The organism is Dietzia sp. NPDC055343 (assembly GCF_053645265.1).
Genome location: NZ_JBSHMJ010000006.1, coordinates 99,806 through 117,171, shown reverse-complemented (window position 1 = coordinate 117,171; position 17,366 = coordinate 99,806). Strand labels below are relative to the sequence as shown.

At 69.7% G+C, this 17,366-nt stretch carries 17 protein-coding genes; 6 read left to right on the top strand and 11 right to left on the bottom strand.

Going from position 1 to position 17,366, the window contains the following annotated elements:
* Positions 1-39: 39 nt before the first annotated feature.
* Both ACWIE7_RS04970 and ACWIE7_RS04965 read left to right on the top strand, forming a co-directional pair.
* Positions 40-1,101, top strand: coding sequence for a 2Fe-2S iron-sulfur cluster-binding protein (locus ACWIE7_RS04970; RefSeq protein ID WP_454068699.1), 1,062 nt, complete (start codon positions 40-42; stop codon positions 1,099-1,101).
* Positions 1,102-1,127: 26 nt separating this feature from the next.
* Positions 1,128-1,649, top strand: a complete 522-nt coding sequence (locus ACWIE7_RS04965; protein ID WP_454057022.1) for a flavodoxin domain-containing protein — start codon at positions 1,128-1,130, stop codon at positions 1,647-1,649.
* Between the two features lie 92 nt (positions 1,650-1,741).
* On the opposite strand, the gene dmpG is transcribed toward ACWIE7_RS04965, so the two are convergent.
* From dmpG to ACWIE7_RS04950, 3 genes are all read right to left on the bottom strand, one after another.
* The gene (gene dmpG, locus ACWIE7_RS04960) at positions 1,742-2,806 is read right to left on the bottom strand and encodes a 4-hydroxy-2-oxovalerate aldolase (protein ID WP_230931043.1); all 1,065 of its coding nucleotides are present in this window, start codon (positions 2,804-2,806) and stop codon (positions 1,742-1,744) included.
* A gap of 5 nt (positions 2,807-2,811) precedes the next feature.
* Positions 2,812-3,729 (bottom strand): acetaldehyde dehydrogenase (acetylating), encoded by a 918-nt coding sequence (locus ACWIE7_RS04955; RefSeq protein ID WP_454057020.1) that lies wholly within the window; start codon positions 3,727-3,729, stop codon positions 2,812-2,814.
* Positions 3,730-3,805: 76 nt separating this feature from the next.
* A complete protein-coding gene (locus tag ACWIE7_RS04950) occupies positions 3,806-5,263 on the bottom strand; it encodes a DUF222 domain-containing protein (protein WP_454068698.1) in 1,458 nt (485 codons plus the stop codon).
* A 121-nt stretch (positions 5,264-5,384) separates the two neighbouring features.
* On the opposite strand from ACWIE7_RS04950, the gene ACWIE7_RS04945 reads away from it, so the two are divergent.
* Positions 5,385-6,164 (top strand): IclR family transcriptional regulator, encoded by a 780-nt coding sequence (locus tag ACWIE7_RS04945; RefSeq protein ID WP_452099609.1) that lies wholly within the window; start codon positions 5,385-5,387, stop codon positions 6,162-6,164.
* On the opposite strand, the gene ACWIE7_RS04940 is transcribed toward ACWIE7_RS04945, so the two are convergent.
* Entirely contained in the window at positions 6,161-6,946 is a 786-nt protein-coding gene (locus tag ACWIE7_RS04940) for a 2-keto-4-pentenoate hydratase (RefSeq protein ID WP_452099610.1), read from the bottom strand. The genes ACWIE7_RS04945 and ACWIE7_RS04940 overlap by 4 nt on opposite strands.
* 60 nt (positions 6,947-7,006) lie before the next feature.
* Here ACWIE7_RS04940 and kstD point away from each other — a divergent pair, with 60 nt between their 5' ends.
* Complete coding sequence (kstD, locus tag ACWIE7_RS04935) at positions 7,007-8,728, top strand: 3-oxosteroid 1-dehydrogenase (RefSeq protein ID WP_452099611.1); 1,722 nt, start codon at positions 7,007-7,009, stop codon at positions 8,726-8,728.
* Positions 8,729-8,731: 3 nt separating this feature from the next.
* Entirely contained in the window at positions 8,732-9,592 is an 861-nt protein-coding gene (locus ACWIE7_RS04930; RefSeq protein WP_452099612.1) for a MaoC/PaaZ C-terminal domain-containing protein, read from the top strand.
* Positions 9,593-9,716: 124 nt separating this feature from the next.
* On the opposite strand, the gene ACWIE7_RS04925 is transcribed toward ACWIE7_RS04930, so the two are convergent.
* The 4 genes from ACWIE7_RS04925 to ACWIE7_RS04910 form a co-directional block, all read right to left on the bottom strand.
* Entirely contained in the window at positions 9,717-10,760 is a 1,044-nt protein-coding gene (locus ACWIE7_RS04925; RefSeq protein ID WP_454068697.1) for an LLM class F420-dependent oxidoreductase, read from the bottom strand.
* Between the two features lie 10 nt (positions 10,761-10,770).
* On the bottom strand, positions 10,771-11,172 hold the full coding sequence (locus ACWIE7_RS04920; RefSeq protein WP_452099614.1) for a hypothetical protein: 402 nt from the start codon (positions 11,170-11,172) through the stop codon (positions 10,771-10,773).
* Positions 11,169-11,459 carry a hypothetical protein gene (locus ACWIE7_RS04915; protein WP_452099615.1) on the bottom strand — a complete coding sequence of 97 codons (291 nt, stop codon included), beginning with the start codon at positions 11,457-11,459 and terminating at the stop codon, positions 11,169-11,171. Before ACWIE7_RS04915 ends, ACWIE7_RS04920 begins: the two co-directional genes overlap by 4 nt.
* 91 nt (positions 11,460-11,550) lie before the next feature.
* A complete protein-coding gene (locus tag ACWIE7_RS04910) occupies positions 11,551-13,197 on the bottom strand; it encodes an AMP-binding protein (protein ID WP_452099616.1) in 1,647 nt (548 codons plus the stop codon).
* 191 nt (positions 13,198-13,388) lie between these two features.
* Here ACWIE7_RS04910 and ACWIE7_RS04905 point away from each other — a divergent pair, with 191 nt between their 5' ends.
* Positions 13,389-14,468, top strand: coding sequence for an alpha/beta hydrolase (locus ACWIE7_RS04905; protein WP_454068696.1), 1,080 nt, complete (start codon positions 13,389-13,391; stop codon positions 14,466-14,468).
* A 177-nt stretch (positions 14,469-14,645) separates the two neighbouring features.
* On the opposite strand, the gene ACWIE7_RS04900 is transcribed toward ACWIE7_RS04905, so the two are convergent.
* The 3 genes from ACWIE7_RS04900 to ACWIE7_RS04890 are packed head-to-tail and all read right to left on the bottom strand — an operon-like array spanning position 14,646 to position 17,361.
* On the bottom strand, positions 14,646-15,833 hold the full coding sequence (locus tag ACWIE7_RS04900) for a lipid-transfer protein (protein WP_452099618.1): 1,188 nt from the start codon (positions 15,831-15,833) through the stop codon (positions 14,646-14,648).
* Positions 15,830-16,279: a MaoC family dehydratase gene (locus ACWIE7_RS04895; RefSeq protein WP_452099619.1), complete on the bottom strand. Its 450-nt coding sequence runs from the start codon at positions 16,277-16,279 to the stop codon at positions 15,830-15,832. Before ACWIE7_RS04895 ends, ACWIE7_RS04900 begins: the two co-directional genes overlap by 4 nt.
* Complete coding sequence (locus ACWIE7_RS04890; RefSeq protein ID WP_454057015.1) at positions 16,276-17,361, bottom strand: bifunctional MaoC family dehydratase N-terminal/OB-fold nucleic acid binding domain-containing protein; 1,086 nt, start codon at positions 17,359-17,361, stop codon at positions 16,276-16,278. The genes ACWIE7_RS04895 and ACWIE7_RS04890 overlap by 4 nt, the downstream gene beginning before the upstream one ends.
* Positions 17,362-17,366 lie beyond the last annotated feature (5 nt).

The window sequence follows — 17,366 nt, the reverse complement described above, 5'->3', positions numbered from 1 at the left end:
CGTCGCCGGGCCTCTATCTCCACCCGATAGGCTTTCCCCATGACCGAAACCCCACAGCTGGGCTCCTTCGTTCGCGAACTCAGGATCGCGGAGGTGATCGAGGAGACCACGGACGCCAAGTCCATCGTCTTCGACGTCCCCGCAGGTTCGGAGGCGGACTTCCGGTACACGCCGGGCCAGTTCCTCACCCTGCGTATCCCGAGCGACCAGACCGGATCCGTTGCCCGCTGCTACTCGCTGTCGAGCTCGCCCACCGAGGACTCGCAGCTCAAGGTGACGGTCAAGCGGACGGTTGACGGCTACGGCTCGAACTGGCTGTGCGACAACGCCGAAGCCGGCATGGACATGCACGTCCTGGCCCCGTCCGGCATCTTCACCCCCAAGAATCTCGACCAGGACTTCATCCTGCTGGCGGCCGGCTCGGGCATCACCCCGGTCATGTCCATCCTCCGGTCCGCGATCGCGCAGGGCAACGGACACATCGTCATGGTGTACGCCAACCGCGACGAGAACTCGGTGATCTTCAAGGACGAGCTGCAGAAGCTCCAGCGGGAGCACCCGGACCGTCTCACGGTGGTCCACTGGCTCGAGTCGGTCTCCGGCATCCCCACCGCCGAGATGATCGGCAACGTCCTGCAGCCGGTGGCCGCCAAGCGTCACTCCTATATCTGCGGGCCGGCCCCGTTCATGGAGACCGTCAAGGACGGCCTGCGACGCTCAGGGGCCGACATGCACCTCATCCACACCGAGGTGTTCTCCTCGATCGAGGGTGACCCGTTCGCCGAGATCGTCATCGACGACACCCCGTCCGAAGACGGCGACGGGCCCGCCACCGCGATCGTCGAACTCGACGACGAGGTCCACGAGGTCGACTGGCCGCGAAACACCCCGCTGCTGGACGTCCTGCTCGCCAAGGGCATCAAGGCGCCGTTCTCCTGCCGCAAGGGCGAGTGCTCGGCGTGTGCCTGCATCCTCAAATCGGGCGAGGTCGAGATGATCCACAACGGCATCCTCGACCCCGAGGAGGTCGACGAGGGCTACGTCCTCAGCTGCCAGCTCCTACCCAAGACCGACCGCGTCGAGGTCTCCTACTCCGAGTGACCCGGTGGGGTGACAGACTCGAGTGCGTGAGTCGCCCCGCCATCGTCTACACCTCCAAGTACGGCTCCACTCGCCGGTACGCCCTCGCTCTCGCCGAGCGTCTGGGTACGTCGGCGGTGGAGCTGTCCTCGTTCGACGCCTCCGGCCGGCCGGACCCGTTGATCGTCCTCGCGCCCGTGTACGCGACGCGCATCATGGGCCGGAGACGGGTCATCCGGGCGATCCGGTCGGCTCCGGGTCGCGTGGCCCTCGTCGTCGTCGCCCTCTCCCCCGCCAGTGACCCGGGGCGCGGCGACCTCGCCGCGAAACTCGTCGCCGCCTCCCACCGCGTCGTCACGACGTTCCACCTGCGCGGCGACCTCGACCCGGCACGTCTCACCCGGCCGGACCGCGTGTTGATGGCCGCGCTGCGCCGATCGCTGCGTCGCACCCCTGACGCCCCCGCCGCGCGGATGCTGCTGCCGGCGCGGCGCCTCGATCAGGTCGACGAGGCCGCCCTCGAGCCCGTCGTGGCCTGGGCCACCGGCCCGGCTGCGGTCGATCCGTGAGCGCATACAGCCGCGCCCCTCAGAGTCACCCGCCCGGGTATATCGGGCGAGGCTGACTCTGAGGGGCGCGGCTGGGCGCTGCGGAGCGCGGGTCAGGCGTTCGCCTGCTCCTTCTGGATCTCCAGCGCGATGTCGATGAGCTGATCCTCCTGGCCGCCGACGAGGCGACGCTCGCCGGCGCGGATGAGGATCTCGGATGACGGCACACCGTAGCGCTGCGCATGCCCCTCGGCGTGCTTGAGGAACGACGAGTAGCAGCCGGCGTAGCCGAGCATCATGGCCTGGCGGTCGACGACGCACTCGGTGGGCATGAGCGGGCGGACGACATCCTCGGCGGCGTCGGCGATCTTGAAGAAGTCGACGCCGGTGGTGATACCGAGCTTGTCGCAGACGCCGACCAGGGCCTCGACGGGAGTGTTGCCGGCGCCGGCGCCGAAGCGGCGGGTCGAGCCGTCGATCTGCTGGGCGCCCGCACGGATCGCCATGATCGAGTTGCCCACGCCCACGTCGAGGTTCTCGTGACCGTGGAAGCCGACCTGGGCGTCGTCACCGAGTTCGGCGACGAGCGCCGCGACGCGGTCGGAGACCTGGTCCATCACGAGCGCGCCGGCCGAGTCGACGATGTAGACGCACTGACAGCCGGCGTCGGCCATGATGCGGGCCTGCTTGGCCAGCACCTCGGGCGGCTGGGTGTGGCTCATCATGAGGAAGCCGACGGTCTCGAGGCCGAGCTCGCGTGCGTAGCCGAAGTGTTGGATGGAGACGTCGGCCTCGGTGCAGTGGGTGGCGACGCGGCAGATGGAGCCGCCGTTGTCGCGCGCGGCGAGAATGTCGTCCTTGATACCCAGACCGGGCAGCGTGAGGAACGCGATCTTGGCCTGCTTGGCGGTCTCGGCCGCGGCCTTGATGAGCTCCTGGTCGTACGACTTGGCGAAGCCGTAGTTGAACGACGCGCCGCCGAGCCCGTCACCGTGGGTGACCTCGATGACGGGGACTCCCGCGCCGTCGAGGGCGCCGACGACGTTGCGGACGTCCTCAACCGAGAACTGATGCCGCTTGTGGTGCGAGCCGTCCCGCAGCGACGAGTCGGTGATGCGGATGTCGAGCTCGGAGCTGTACGCCCGTGCGTCGGCGTTGTAGGGGTTGGTCTTGTCCATGGTTGTCACACTCCGAGCTTCGTCTTGGCGATCTCTTCGCCCACCTTCGCGGCGGCGGCGGTCATGATGTCGAGGTTCCCGGCGTACGGCGGCAGGAAGTCACCGGCCCCCTCGACCTCGGCGAAGATCGCCACGCGTGCCATGCCGCCGGTGATCTCGGTGGGCGGGTCGAACTGCGGTTCCTGGAGCAGCCGGTAACCCGGCACGTACTCCTGGATCTCCTTCTCGCGCTTGCGGATGGAGGTGGTGATGAGGTCGTGGTCGGCGTCCTCGGGGATCGAGCAGAAGATCGTGTCGCGCATGATCATGGGCGGCTCGGCCGGGTTGAGGATGATGATCGCCTTGCCGCGCTTGGCGCCGCCGACCTGCTCGATGGCCATCTTGGTGGTCTCGGTGAACTCGTCGATGTTGGCGCGGGTGCCGGGGCCGGCCGACTCCGAGGAGACGGAGGCGACGATCTCGGCGTAATCGACCGGCACGACCGAGGAAACCGCGTGGACCATCGGGATGGTGGCCTGGCCACCGCATGTGACCATGTTGGTGTTGGGGGCGTCGAGGTGCTCGCGCAGGTTGGCCGGCGGGATGACCATCGGGCCGACCGCCGCGGGAGTGAGGTCGACAGCGACGATGCCGGCGGCCTCGTACTTGGGGGCGTACTCCTTGTGCACGTAGGCGCTGGTGGCCTCGAACAGCAGGTCGGGCTTCTCGCCACCGGCCTCGATCGAGGCGAGCAACTCGTCGGCACCACCGGACATGCAGGTGAGGCCGTGCTCGGCGGCGCGCTTCATCCCCTCGGACTCGGCGTCGATGCCGATCATCCACCTGGGCTCGATGTACTCGCTGCGCTCGAGCTTGTACATGAGGTCGGTACCGATGTTGCCGGACCCCACGATCGCGGCTGTGAGCTTCTTCTTCTCCGTCATGACAGCAGTCTCGCCCGCGCGGAACCCCCGCCACAAACGAGTGTGCCGTTCAGTAGAACACCAGAGAACTGACGCTTCAGGCGGGTCGGTCGCGTCTGTCGGTTCCGGGTGGGTTGGTGAGGTATCCGTCGGGTGAGAAGAGTCTGTCGTTGAGGATGATCTCGACCTGTTCCTGGATGCCCTCGCGTGCCCGGGCCAGTGGACCCTTCGGCCGCGTGCGGTGTTGGTGCCCGGTGTCGGTGGTGATGATCAGCTCGCCCAGCGGCCCGGGCCGGTAGGAGTTGGTGCCGAAGGTCTTCTCGCGGTGGTGTTTGCGGCACAGGCACACCAGGTTCCACTCCAGGGTCGGCCCGCCCAACTCCGGGGTGGCCCGGTCGAACGCGATCACATGATCGATGTCGCAGTCCCGGGCATCGACCGCGCAGCCCGGATGGCGGCAGGTGCCATCACGCAGCCGGATCCGCTCGGCCAACGCCGGGGAGATGACGTACCGCAGTGCCCGCTCCGGGGTGTCCAGGGCGCCGGGGGCGGGGTCGATGATCTCGAACCGCACCCGCGCGTCATCGCCCTCGAGCAGTTCCTGACACAGCCAGTCGAAGCTGGTGTACGCGCCGGTGACGAACTCCACCTGATCGGGCAGTCCCCGCGCGGCCGCGGCGATCACACTGATCCGGATCGGCTGACCGGTGGCCGCGGCGGCGTTACCGACCGTCGGGCGCGGCAGGTCCGCCCCGACCTGCACCGGGCCGAGCTCGATGCCATCAACGACCTCGGCCGGCCCGGCCGGCGAGTACACCGCCAACGCCGACAGTGCATCAGCGCGGAGCTGGTCCATGGGCCGCGGCACCCCGTCGGCGGCGGCCGCGGCGGCATCGGTCTCGATCCTGCAGCGCAGCATCTCCGCGTCCCCGATCGGCAGCTTGGCCCACATCGAGGCCATCCCGTCGCGGCCCCGGCGAAACCGCACCGTGCGCGACTCTGTGGCCGCATCTACCGCGTCCTGCGCCGCCCCGGGATCCAGACGCTCCACGGCCCGGTCGATCATCGCCTCCACCGCCGACCGCGACGGCCGGTCACCACCGTCCAGATCGTGCCCGACGCGGGCCATGACCGCATCCTCCACATCAGAGACGATCGCGTCCGGCACCTGCGCCAACCGGCAGGCGATATCGATGGCCAACTGCTCCGGCAACAGCCCCCGCCCGACCATGGACAGCATCCGCGGCAGCCGGGTGTGGATCTGCACCCCGGCCAACACCAACCGGCCCGCATGCCAACACGTCAACTGACACGCCGCCGCCATATGGTCACGCGCCCGCGCCTGCGGATCCAACCGCGCAAACCCCGGCCGCCCCGAATCGTCGGCCTCAGCAGCCCGAGCCAGCTGCCGCACCAACAACGCAGCCGCTTCCAACCGCGTGGCCCCGGCCCGATTCGGCGCCAGCGTCGCCGACCGCGCCGCCTCGCTCACAGCGGCAAGATCCTCGCAGCAGGAGGACTCGGGAACCGCAGACAACGAACCCGCCGACGTCATCGTCGCCACCCCCGCCGCACATCAGTAGAACGTATGTACGACCGTACCCGCCGTCCCACTATCGCGCAAGTGTTCGAATTAGACCGGGCACTGTGTCGGAGCATCGCGCTACACTCGCCACATGACACAGCCCCCCGCGTCCCCCGTCGATCGCGCCTTCGACGTGCTGCGCGCGACGGCCGCGGGCAGCGGCGGCCTGACGTTGAGCGAACTCGCGCGCGCCACAGGGCTGGCCAAGTCCACGACACTGCGGCTCCTCGCCGCGCTCGAGCGCAACGGCGCGGTCACGCGGATCGGCCAGCACTACCGGCTGGGTCCGCTGATCCACGAGCTGGACCCGATCCCGGTGTCGCCGGAGTACGAGCGGATCCGCCGGGTCCTCACGCCCTTTCTCGCGCACCTCTTCGAGGCCACGCGCGCGACCGTCCACCTGGCGACACTGCACCGCGACGAGGTGGTCTACCTCAACAAGCTGCACGGGCCGCGGCCGATCCCGTCGCCGTCACGGATCGGGGGCGGGCTGCCCGCGTATTGCACGGGGGTCGGCAAGGCGATGCTGGCGTTCGACGACGAGGCCGCCGCGCGGGTGGCCCGGGGGCCGATGGTGGCGTGGACCGACACCACCGTCACCTCGGCGGACGCGCTGGCGGTCGAGCTCGCCGAGATCCGGCGCAGGAGGCGATCGTTGGACCATGCCGAACTCACGCCCGGCCTGTACTGCGTGGCCGCCCCGGTTTTTGACGACGACGCCGCCGTCGACTCCGGACCGGCCCCCGGGGGAACTCGGGCGGTTGCGGCGTTGTCGGCCAGCGCGGCGGACGAGAGCGCGCTGGCCCGACTGGAGCCGCTGGTCACCCGGGTGGCCGTGGCGGCGGGGCGTGCGCTCAACGCAGACCGCTAGCGGAACTCCATCGAGACCGAGCCCAGCCCGGCGAAGTCGGCGCGGAAGGCGTCGCCCGGGGTTGCGTCCATGGCGCGGATGGCGGTGCCCGGCAGGATCACGTCGCCCTTGCGCAGGCGCACGCCGAACTTGGCGACGGTCGAGGCCAGCCAACCGACCGAGTTGAGCGGGTTGCCCAGCACCGCATCGGAGCGGCCGGAGGCGAGGAACTCGCCGTTCTTGTAGAGCGTGGCCTCGATGGCCGCCACATCGATGTCGGCCAGGCGCACGCGGCCGGAGCCCACCACGTAGCCGCACGAGGAGGCGTTGTCGGCGATCGTGTCGCCGAGGGTGATCTTCCAGTCCTTGATCCGCGAGTCGATCAACTCGATGGACGGCACGACCCACTCGATCGCGGCGGCGGCCTCCTCCTGGGAGCAGCCCTCCGGCGGGATGTCGGCGCCGAGGATGAAGCCCACCTCGACCTCGACGCGGGGGAAGCAGAACCTCGCCGCCTCGATCGGCGTGCCCTCGGGGTACTCCATGGTGTCGAGGAGATGGCCGTAGTCGGGCTCGTCGACGCCCATCATCTCCTGCATGGCCTTGGAGGCCAGGCCCACCTTGTGGCCCGTGACCACGGCGCCCGCGTCCAGCTTGCGCCGGATGTTGACGAGCTGGATCTCGAACGCGTCGTCCGGGGTCAGGTCCGGGTGGTCGTCGGTGAGCGGGGCGATCGGGGTCACGCCGGCCTCGGCGTCCCAGAGTCGCTGCGCGAGAGTGGCACGGGTCTCCTCGTTGAGCATGAGGGGGATGCTACCTGGGGCGTCTGGCGCGATTGCCATCAGTTCTATAACGTGTTCTACATGGCAGACCAGGAATTCGACGTCGTCGTCGTCGGCAGCGGTGGAGCAGGCATGACGGCCGCCCTCGCGGCAGCAAAGAAGGGCCTCAGCGTGGTCCTCGTTGAGAAGGCCCCACACTACGGAGGCTCCACCGCCCGCTCCGGCGGCGGCGTGTGGATCCCGGGCAACTCCGTGCTCCAGCGCGACGGTGTGCTGGACACCCCGGAGGCCGCCAGGACCTACCTGCGGTCCATCATCGGTGACGTCGTGGCCCCCGAGCGCATCGACACCTACATCGACCGCGGCCCCGAGGTGCTCGACTTCATCCTCGCCAACAGCCCGCTGCAGCTCGAGTGGGTCAAGGACTACTCCGACTACTACCCAGAGGCCCCCGGAGGCCGCCTAGGCGGCCGCTCGGTCGAGCCCCGCCCCTTCGACCTGAACCAGCTCGGCCCCGAAGCCGACAAGCTGGAGCCGGGCTACGCCAAGGCCCCGGCCAACATGGTCGTGATGCAGTCCGACTACCGCTGGCTCAACCTCCTCCAGCGCCCGCACACCAAGGGTATCCGGCGCTCGATCCGGGTCGCCGCGCGCATGTTCCTCGCCAAGGCCCGCAAGCAGAACTCCGTCGGTATGGGCCGCGCGCTCATCGCCGCCATGCGCAAGGGCCTGCTCGACGCCGGCGTGCCGGTGTGGCTCGAGACCCCCATGACCGGACTGGTCACCGAGGGGTCCGGGAATGACGAGCGCGTCGTCGGCATCACCGTCACCCGGAACGGCGAAGAGGTCACCCTCCGTGCCCGCCGCGGCGTGGTCATGGGCTCGGGCGGCTTCGAGCACAACCAGGAGATGCGCGACAAGTACCAGCGTCAGCCCATCCCCACCTCGTGGACCGTCGGCGCCGCCGCCAACACCGGCGAGGGCATCGAGTACATGGAGAAGACGGGCGCCGCCCTGTCCTTCATGGAGGACGCCTGGTGGGGTCCGACGATCCTCATGCCGCGCGGCCCGTGGTTCGCGCTGGCCGAGCGGTCGCTGCCGTGCTCGTTCATGGTCAACTCGCGCGGCGAGCGCTTCATGAACGAGTCCCTGCCCTACGTCGAGGCCGGGCACATGATGTACGGCGGCGAGTTCGGCCAGGCTCCCGAGGGGCAGAAGGACGCCCCGGGCGAGAACGTCCCGGCCTGGATCGTCTTCGACCAGGAGTACAAGAACCGCTACCTCTTCGCCGGCCTGCAGGCCAAGCAGCCGCTGCCCAAGAAGTGGCTCGCGACGGAGAACTTCCACAAGGCAGACACCCTCGCCGAGCTCGCCGAGCTCATCGACGTGCCGGCCGAGGCGCTGCAGAAGACCGCCGACCGGTTCAACGGCTTCGCCGCCAACGGCCGCGACGAGGACTTCAACCGCGGCGCCTCCGGGTACGACCACTACTACGGCGACCCCACGAACAAGCCCAATCCGAGCCTCGGCCCGGTCGCCAAGGCGCCGTTCTACGCGGTCAAGATGGTCCCGGGCGACCTCGGCACCAAGGGCGGCGCGAACACCGACGTCCACGGCCGTGTCCTGCGCGAGGACGGCTCCGTGATCGAGGGCCTCTACGCCGCCGGTAACGCCTCGTCGCCGGTCATGGGCCACACCTACGCCGGCCCGGGCGCCACCATCGGACCTGCGCTGGTCTTCGGCTACCTCGCGATCGAGAACATGCTCGCCACCGCCCCGACCACCGAGAAGACCGGAGTCTGAGAAGTGCCGATCGATCTGAACACCGCCCTCGGGGCGGAACTGCCCTCGCAGGAGTTCTCCTGGACCGCCTCCGACGTGGCGCTCTACGCGCTGGGGGTGGGCGCCGCGGGCGACCCGATGGACACCACCGGGTTGGAGTACATCCACGACACCGCGCCGAAGGTGCTGCCGTCGTTCGCGACCGTCGCGGCCACGATGAACGTGACCGAGGCGCCGCGGGTGTCGTTCCCCGGCGTGGAGATCGACCTGGCCAAGGTCGTGCACGGCAGCCAGTCCGTGCGCCTGCACCGTGCGATCCCGGCCGACGGGACCGCGACGACGACGACGAAGATCGCCGAGATCCAGGACAAGGGTTCGGCCGCGGTGATCATCCAGGAGTCCGAGACGGTCTCCGCCGACGGGGAGAAGTTGTGGACCGCCCGGTCCGGCATCTTCGCCCGTGGCGAGGGCGGCTTCGGCGGCGAGCGGGGCACCTCCGAGAAGGTGGAGTACCCCGAGCGCGAGGCCGACCACACCATCGAGGTCGCGACCCTGCCGCAGCAGGCCCTGATCTACCGCCTGTGTGGCGACCGCAACCCGCTGCACTCCGACCCGGCCTTCGCCGAGGCGGCCGGCTTCCCGCGCCCGATCCTGCACGGCCTGTGCTCGTACGGCCTGGTGCTGCGCGCGGTCGTCGACGAGGTGCTGGGCGGCGACGTCGAGAAGGTCCGCGGCTACGGCGTGACCTTCGGCGGCATCTTCTTCCCCGGCGAGACCATGCGCATCCGCGTGTGGGAGGAGGGAACGCAGCTGCTCGTGGCGGCCACTGTCGTCGAGCGCGAGGACGCCCCCGTCCTCAAGAACGTGGTGGTCGACCTCGCCTGATCGCTGATCCGATCGGGCCGTACGGCTCACCTGCACACCCCGCGGCCCCGTGCCGCGGGGTGTGGTCATTTCGCGGGAACCGACCGGGGCGCGGGAGCGGATGCCGGCGCGGGTCCCGCGCTGCTCAGCAGAGGTCGCGGAACTGCTCCACGAGCCTGATGCGGCCCGGCGCGTCCATGGCCATCGGGACGACGGTGAGCGTGGTGGCGCCGGCCTCGCGGAACGCCTCGACCCGCTCGGCGACGTAGGAGGCGGGCCCGATCAGCGAGACGGACCGCACGAGCTCGTCCGGCACGGCCGCGGCCGCCTCGTCCTTCTTGCCGTCCAGGTACAGGTCCTGGATCTTTTCGGCCTCGGCCTCGTAGCCGTAGCGGCAGGCGAGCTCGTTGTAGAAGTTCTTGCCGCGCGCACCCATGCCGCCGATGTACAGCGCGAGGTGCGGGCGCACGAAGTCCAGATAGCCCGGGACCTCGCTCTCGTCGCAGATCGCCAGCGGCGGGCCTGCGTACACGTCCAGCTCACCGAGCGACGGGTCACGCTTGGCGCGCCCCTTGGCCAGCGGGTCGGCCCACGCCAGGTGTGCCTTCTCGGGGTGGAAGAACAGCGGCTGCCAGCCGTCGGCGACCTCGGCGGCCAGCTCCACGTTCTTGGGCCCGAGCGCGGCCAGCACGATGGGGATCTTCTCTCGCACCGGGTGGTTGATGAGCTTGAGCGGCTTGCCCAACCCGGTCCCCTGGTCGGCGGGCAGCGGGATCTGGTACTTGGCGCCGTCGTGGACGACCTTCTCGCGCCGCCACACCTGGCGGCAGATCTCGATGATCTCGCGGGTGCGGGCCAGCGGCGCGTCGTACTTCACGCCGTGGAAGCCCTCGACGACCTGCGGGCCCGAGGCGCCCAGTCCGAGCGTGAAGCGGCCCTCGGACACGAAGTCCAGGCCGGCGGCGGTCATGGCGGTGAGCGTGGGCGTGCGGGTGTAGATCTGCAGGATCCCGGACGCGAGTTCCATAGTGGACGTGCGGGCCGCGAGGTAGCCGAGCTGGCTCACGGCGTCGAAGGAGTAGGCCTCCGGCACGAAGGCGATGTCCAGTCCGGCCCGCTCGAGGTCCGCGGCCTCCGCCGCGGTCTCGGCGAACCCGCCGCTGTAGTTCAGGGCCATTCCGATGCGCATGCGCGCGACATTACCGGGGCGCCGGGGCCCTCCCCGCGTGCACCGCCGACTTCGCCCGCTCGCCCGACCCCAGCGGGCCCCTGATCACCGCGTCGACCGGCCCTCCGACGCGGACGAACACGCCCACCCGCCTGCGCAGCGGCGTGTCGGCGCGCTCATACCCGATGATCCGGAACCCCGCCCCCGCGGCCACCTCCAGGACGGCGTGCTCGGGCAGATCGACATCCGCGGTGGGGACGACGACGACATCACCACCGAGACCGCGCCCGAACATGCGGGCCAGTCGCAGCCGGCGCGTCCTCTCATCCCCTCTGCGGCGCAGCCTCCCGCGCGCCGCGACCACCGCGATCGCCAGGAGCCACAGGGCCGGCGGCAGGAGCGCCAGCGCGACGAGGAGCCACCCCGCGCTCATCCGGCACTCCCCTCCGACGGCCGGACGAACCGCATCGGGTCGATCCACGGTCCGCGCTGCGCGAGCGCTGCCGCACCACCGACGGGCTCCAGCCCCCTGCTGCGGGCGGCCGCATAGATCACGGTCCGGGGCAGCCGCACCTGTGACGGGTGGACGGTCAGCTCGGCGGCGGCGTTGTCGTCGTCGCCCTCCAACAGCACCGCGAGCACACCGGCGCGACGGCCGTGCCGACCGCGATACGACCGCACCAGGCCGCGGATCCGCGGCGTCGGATCGAATCTGCGCATGCCGCCGATACTACGGGGCAAGTTCGAAGGCCGGGCCCGCCCTGGTGGCGGACCCGGCCTTCGCAGTGGGTCAGTCGTGCTTACCGGTCCGTCAGGACACCTGGTCCTTGGCCCACTTGTAGTCGGCCTTGCCGGCGGGTGAACGACGGATCTCGGGGACGTCGACGATCGTCTTGGGCACCTTGTAGTTGGCCAGCGACTCACGCAGGAACGTGGTCAGCTCCTCGTTCGTGGCCGACTGGCCCTCGCGGAAGGACACCACCGCGGCGACCTTCTGGCCGAACCGCTCGTCGGGGGCGCCGGCGACCAGCGCGTCGTGGACGGCCGGGTGGGCCTTGATCGCCTGCTCGACCTCCTCCGGGAACACCTTCTCGCCGCCGGTGTTGATGCAGCCCGAGCCGCGACCGAGGAAGACGATGGTGCCGTCCTCACGGATCTGGCCCATGTCACCGAGCACCGAGACACGCCGCCCGCCGACCTCGGGGAAGGTCTTGGCGGTCTTCTCCGGGTCGTTCCAGTAGCCCACCGGGACGTGGCCGCGGCGCACGATGTACCCGATCTCGTCCGAGCCCGGGTTGATCGGCTGGTTGGACTCGTTGATCAGGCCGATGCGCGCGCTCGACGGCAGGGTCAGTTCCGCCTTCTCGGAAATGGCCAGCTCTCCGTCGTTGCCCGACTCGGAGGCACCGAAGTTGTCGCGCGTCATGATGTTCGGCAGGACCTCGAGGAGGCGGTCACGCGTGGCCTTGGACCAGATTCCGCCGCCGGAGGCGACCATGAACAGCGAGCTGAAGTCCAGCTTGTCCTTGTTGGCCACGATCGCGTCGGTGATCGGCACGGCCATGCCGTCGCCCACGAACACCAGCATCTGGCCCTGGCGCTCGGCGACCGTCTCGACGATGGCCTGCGGGTCGAAGTCGCGGAACATCAGCAGGTGTCCGCCGAGGTTGACGAAGGTCAGCAGGGTGAACAGCCCGGCGCCGTGCATGAGCGGCGCCGAGATGACCACGCGGAACCCGCCGTCCGGGTTGATGTGCTCGGCGACCTCGGCCGGGCTGTGTCGCTTGTCGCCGTACGGGTTACCGCCGGACAGGCACGCGTAGTAGTAGTCCGAGTGGTTCCACTGCACGCCCTTGGGGAAGCCGGTGGTGCCGCCGGTGTAGACGATCCACTTGTCGTCGCCTCGCGCGGGCTCGAAATCCCGCGCGGTGGACTGGGTGGCCATCTCGGAGTCCAGGTCGACGACCGCGATGCCGTTCTCGGCGCACGCGGTGGCCAGGACCTCGGGCACGCCGCCCACGGAGAAGATCGTCTTGACGGTCTCGAGCTTGGGCGCCGCGGCCGCCATCGTCTCGGCGAACTCGGCGTCCACCAGGACTCCGGTCGACTGCGAGTCGTTGAACAGGTAGACCAGCTCGGCCGGGGTGTAGCGGTAGTTGACGTTGATGCCGGCGACCCGGATCTTCATGGTCGCGATGATCGCGGCCATGTGCGGCGTGCTGTTCTTCATGTACAGCGCGACATGATCGCCCGGCTCGGTGCCGTGGGCCCGGAGCACGTGCCCCATCTGGTTGGCCAGATCATCGATCTGCCGGTACGTGAAGTCCTCGCCGTCCATGGTGAGGAGCAGGTTGTCAGGAATCTTGTCGACGATCGCCTCGAACACCAATGCCTGGTTCATCTCGGGATTGGTCCCGGCGAGGGGGTCGGACGTGTGATCGGCTGCTGCGTCGGTCATCGCGGGAATAATTCCTTCTAACTGAGGGCAGATGTGGCTACTGTCACATTGTGACCTGAACTTGTTCTCGTGTCCAGACCGGCCCGTGGCCTGCGCCATCCCCGGAGAACGAGAACGAGTTCTAGCTGGGATTTATGGTAGCAGCGGCGATTCGACACCCGTCACCTCGCTCCGACATCTACATTGCGCACATGAGTGGATCGCGGCCCCGGCGGACGGGCGCCCCGTACGACGGTGGACTCCGACTGCCCCAGGCGACAGGGTCCGGGGACGTCCCGGCGGACGGTCAGCGCTCCGCCGACGTCGAAGCGGAGCGGCCCTCCCAGCGCGCACCGCTCCTGGCCGGCCCCGGCGTGCAGGGCACCCTGCGCGCCCGCGGCCTGGCCGGGGGCCTGCGCATGTTCGTCCGCCCCGCGCTGGATCGCATGCCGCCCACCGAGGCCTCGCTCAACCGGCTTCGTGCCCTCACCTCCGGGGCGGGCCGCGCGGCCGCCCTGGAAACCACCGCCGACTGGTCGTCGGACGGTCCGGTGCCGGGCCTGTGGGTCGGCCGGAAGAGGTTCTTCGACTCGGACAAGGTGATCTACCACGTCCACGGCGGCGGGTTCACCTTCGGTTCGCCCTGGTCGCACAAGGCCCTGGCCTCGCGGATGGCCGCCGAGACCGGCACACCGGTGTTCCTGCCCGACTACCGCCTGGCCCCCGAACATCCGCATCCGGCCGCCACCGAGGACACGATCGCCGGCTTCCAGTGGCTGCTCGACATGGGCTTTCCCGCCGAGAACATCGTGGTGGCCGGCGACTCGGCGGGCGGCAACCTCGCGCTGCAACTGGTCGCGCACCTGGAGAAGGCGGGCGAGCCCATGCCCGCCGGCGTCGTCCTCATGTCCCCCTGGGTCGACCTGGATTTCTCCGACATGTCCGCCCGCGACAGGGCGAAGAAGGACCCGTTCCTGGCCCTGGGGATGGCTGAACTGTGCCGCGCCCAGTACGCGCCGGGCACCGACGCCGACGACCCCGCGATCTCGCCGATCAACTACCGCCCCTCCCCCGACTGGCCGCCCTTCCTCATCCAGTGCGGCGGCGCGGAGAACTTCGCGGGCGGGATCGCAAGGCTGGCCGAGAAGTTCGCCGAGCACGGCGTGACGCACGAGTTCCAACTCTGGCCGCACCAGTTCCACGTGTTCCAGGCGTTCCACCCGCTGGTCCCCGAGGCCAGGGCCGCGGTCCGCGACATCGGCTCGTTCGTGCGCGGCTGCCTGCGCGGCTAGGGTCGTCGACGCGCACCCGCCACCGCACCACCGGACGACGAGAGGCCCCGGGCACCACTCCGCACACGCCCGGTCTCCGCCCACCTCCATCAACGACAAGAGCGTTTCGCACACCCCCTTCTCGGGAAGCGTGTGCGAAACACTCTTGACGACGTGGAGGGACGGGAGCCTGTCGGCTCAGACGGTGAGGACGAGCCCCGAGGTGGGGACGCCGGTACCGGCGGTGACGACGAGCTTCTCCGCCCCCGCGACCTGGTTCACCGAATCGCCCCGCAGCTGGCGCACGCCCTCGGCGATGCCGTTCATACCGTGGATGTACGCCTCGCCCAGCTGGCCGCCGTGAGTATTCAGCGGCAGGCGGCCGCCCACCTCGAGGGCGCCCGGCTCCCGGACGAAGTCCTTGGCCTCGCCGCGGCCACAGAAACCCAGCTCCTCGAGCTGCATGAGGACGTACGGGGTGAAGTGGTCGTAGAGCACGGCCATGTCCATGTCGTCGGGGCGCAGCCCGGATTGGTTCCAGAGCTGGTCGCCCACGATCCCCATCTCGGGCAGTCCCGCGAGCTCGGGACGGTAGTACGAGGTCATGATGTACTGGTCCGGTCCGGAGCCCGACGCCGCGGCCGCGATGGAGACCGGCTTGTGCGGCAGGTCCTTCGCGCGCTCGGGCGTGGTCACCACGATCGCCTGCCCGCCGTCCGACTCCTGGCAGCAGTCCAGCAGGTGCAGCGGTTCGGCGATGTAGCGCGAGTTCTGGTGCTCTTCGAGCGTGATGGGCTTGCCGTAGAAGAACGCGGCCGGGTTCACGGCGGCGTGCTTGCGGTCGACCACGGCCACCCGGCCGAGGTCCTCGCTGGTGGCGCCGTACTCGTGCATGTAGCGCTGCGCGACCATGGCGACGAACCCGGCCGGCGTGGACAGCCCGTGCGGGTAGGAAAACGCGTTGTCGGTGCCGGAGGAGTTGACCTGTTGCACCAGCGCCGAGTTGACCTGCCCGAACCGCATGCCCGAGCGCTCGTTGAAGGCGCGGTAGCAGACCACCACCTCGGCGACACCCGTCGCGACGGCCATCGCGGCCTGCTGGACGGTCGCGCACGCCGCGCCGCCGCCGTAGTGGATCCGCGAGAAGAAGTTCAGGTGGCCGATGCCGGCCGCGCGGGCCACGGCGATCTCGGTGTTGGTGTCCATGGTGAAGGACACCAGGCCGTCGACGTCAGACGGCTGCAGTCCCGCGTCCGCCACGGCGGCCTGCACGGCCTCTGCCGCCAGTCGGAGCTCGGAGCGGCCGGAGTCCTTGGAGAAGTCGGTGGCGCCGATCCCGACGATCGCCGCCCGGTTGGCGAGTGACTCAGAAGCCAGCGTGCTCACTGCGGGTCTCCGTTCATGTAGAGGGTCGCGGTCGAGGTGACGTGCGCGCCCAGAGAGTCGTTGCCGACGATCTTCAGCGTGACCAGACCGTCGGTCGCGATCTCCGTGACCTCACCGGTCAGGGTCAGCGTGTCGTAGGCGTACCAGGGCACACCGAGACGCAACTTGATGGAGGTGATCCGCGCCTTCTGTCCGGCCCAGTCGGTGACGAACCGCTGCACGAGGCCGGTGTCGGTGAGGATGTTGACGAAGATGTCCTTCGAGCCCTTCTGGTGGGCCAGGTCCCGGTCGTGGTGGACATCCTGGAAGTCGCGCGTCGCCAGGGCCGAGGCCACGATGAACGTCGGCGTCCCCTCGATGGCCAGCTCGGGCAGGGTGTCCCCCACTCGCGCGGCGGGCGGCTCGGCGGGGCAGACCGCGCCGGTCACTGCACTGTTCTCGCTCACTTCGCGCCACCTTCCGTGACTTCGGACATCTGGCGTTCGACAGGAGCGGCACCGGCGGGCCGCCACGCGTACAGCGTCCACGGCTCGGTGCCGAACGCCGCGTCCTCGCTGGAATCACCGGGCATGTCGAGGAACTCCACCTCGACGTCCATGCCGATCTCGACGTCGGCCGGGTCGACGTCGCGCAGCTCGCCGAGCATGCGTACGCCCTCCTCCAGCTCCACCAACGCGATCACGAACGGGAACCGGGTGCGCCCCGGCACGCGCGGGGCGTGGTGGTTGACGAAGCTGTAGACCGTGCCGCGGCCGGAGGAGACCACGTAGTCGGTCTGCTCGGTCTTGTCCTTCCACAGCGCCGGCACGGGCGGGTGCTGCAGCGAGCCGTCCTCGCGCTTCTGGATGCGCAGCTCGTGGGCGGCGACGCCGTCCCAGAAGAAGCGGGTGTCCTGCGAGACCGAGGGCCGCAGGACCTTGCCCACGACCAGATCGTCGGTGGCCGAGCCGGAGCTCGCGACGATCTGATCGGAGGCGGCCGGCTCGGCAGTCTTGACCGGCGGCCGGAACTTGAGGATCCGGAAGTCCATCTCGGCCACGACCTCGTCGCCGACCCGCCAGTAGTTGCGGGTGGTGAAGAACCAGCCCTCGCCCAGGCCCGTCTTCTTGGGGCCCACCACGTCGGTCAGGACCGAGGAGATGGTCACCTCCTCGCCGGGGCGGGTATAGCGGTGATAGGTGGAGTCGCAGTTGGTGGCCACGACGGAGGTGAAGCCCTCGGCGTCGAGCAGATCGGTCATGTTGCCGAGCGGGTCGTCGGACTCGCGGGTCTTCCCGAGGCCGCGCATGGTCCAGACCTGGGCCATCGCGGGCGGGGCGACGAGTCCGCCGTGGCCGGCCGCGACGGCCGCCTCCTCGGACTCGTAGATCGGGTTGGCGTCGCCGATCGCCTCTGTCCAGTTGCGGATCATCGGGGTGTTGATGGGATCGCGGCCCGCGCGGGGGGCGCTGCCGCCGGCGGCCCGGATCTCCTCGGATGCGGCGAGGATCCGGCCGGCCTGGGCGGCGGTAGCCGTGTCGTCACTCATGGGTG

Coding starts and splice junctions, on each gene's coding strand:
- ACWIE7_RS04970 (WP_454068699.1), top strand. CDS start 40: ATGACCGAAACCCCACAGCTGGGCTCCTTCGTTCGCGAACTCAGGATC.
- dmpG (WP_230931043.1), bottom strand. CDS start 2,806: ATGGACAAGACCAACCCCTACAACGCCGACGCACGGGCGTACAGCTCC.
- ACWIE7_RS04955 (WP_454057020.1), bottom strand. CDS start 3,729: ATGACGGAGAAGAAGAAGCTCACAGCCGCGATCGTGGGGTCCGGCAAC.
- ACWIE7_RS04950 (WP_454068698.1), bottom strand. CDS start 5,263: ATGACGTCGGCGGGTTCGTTGTCTGCGGTTCCCGAGTCCTCCTGCTGC.
- ACWIE7_RS04945 (WP_452099609.1), top strand. CDS start 5,385: ATGACACAGCCCCCCGCGTCCCCCGTCGATCGCGCCTTCGACGTGCTG.
- ACWIE7_RS04940 (WP_452099610.1), bottom strand. CDS start 6,946: ATGCTCAACGAGGAGACCCGTGCCACTCTCGCGCAGCGACTCTGGGAC.
- kstD (WP_452099611.1), top strand. CDS start 7,007: ATGGCAGACCAGGAATTCGACGTCGTCGTCGTCGGCAGCGGTGGAGCA.
- ACWIE7_RS04925 (WP_454068697.1), bottom strand. CDS start 10,760: ATGCGCATCGGAATGGCCCTGAACTACAGCGGCGGGTTCGCCGAGACC.
- ACWIE7_RS04920 (WP_452099614.1), bottom strand. CDS start 11,172: ATGAGCGCGGGGTGGCTCCTCGTCGCGCTGGCGCTCCTGCCGCCGGCC.
- ACWIE7_RS04915 (WP_452099615.1), bottom strand. CDS start 11,459: ATGCGCAGATTCGATCCGACGCCGCGGATCCGCGGCCTGGTGCGGTCG.
- ACWIE7_RS04910 (WP_452099616.1), bottom strand. CDS start 13,197: ATGACCGACGCAGCAGCCGATCACACGTCCGACCCCCTCGCCGGGACC.
- ACWIE7_RS04905 (WP_454068696.1), top strand. CDS start 13,389: ATGAGTGGATCGCGGCCCCGGCGGACGGGCGCCCCGTACGACGGTGGA.
- ACWIE7_RS04890 (WP_454057015.1), bottom strand. CDS start 17,361: ATGAGTGACGACACGGCTACCGCCGCCCAGGCCGGCCGGATCCTCGCC.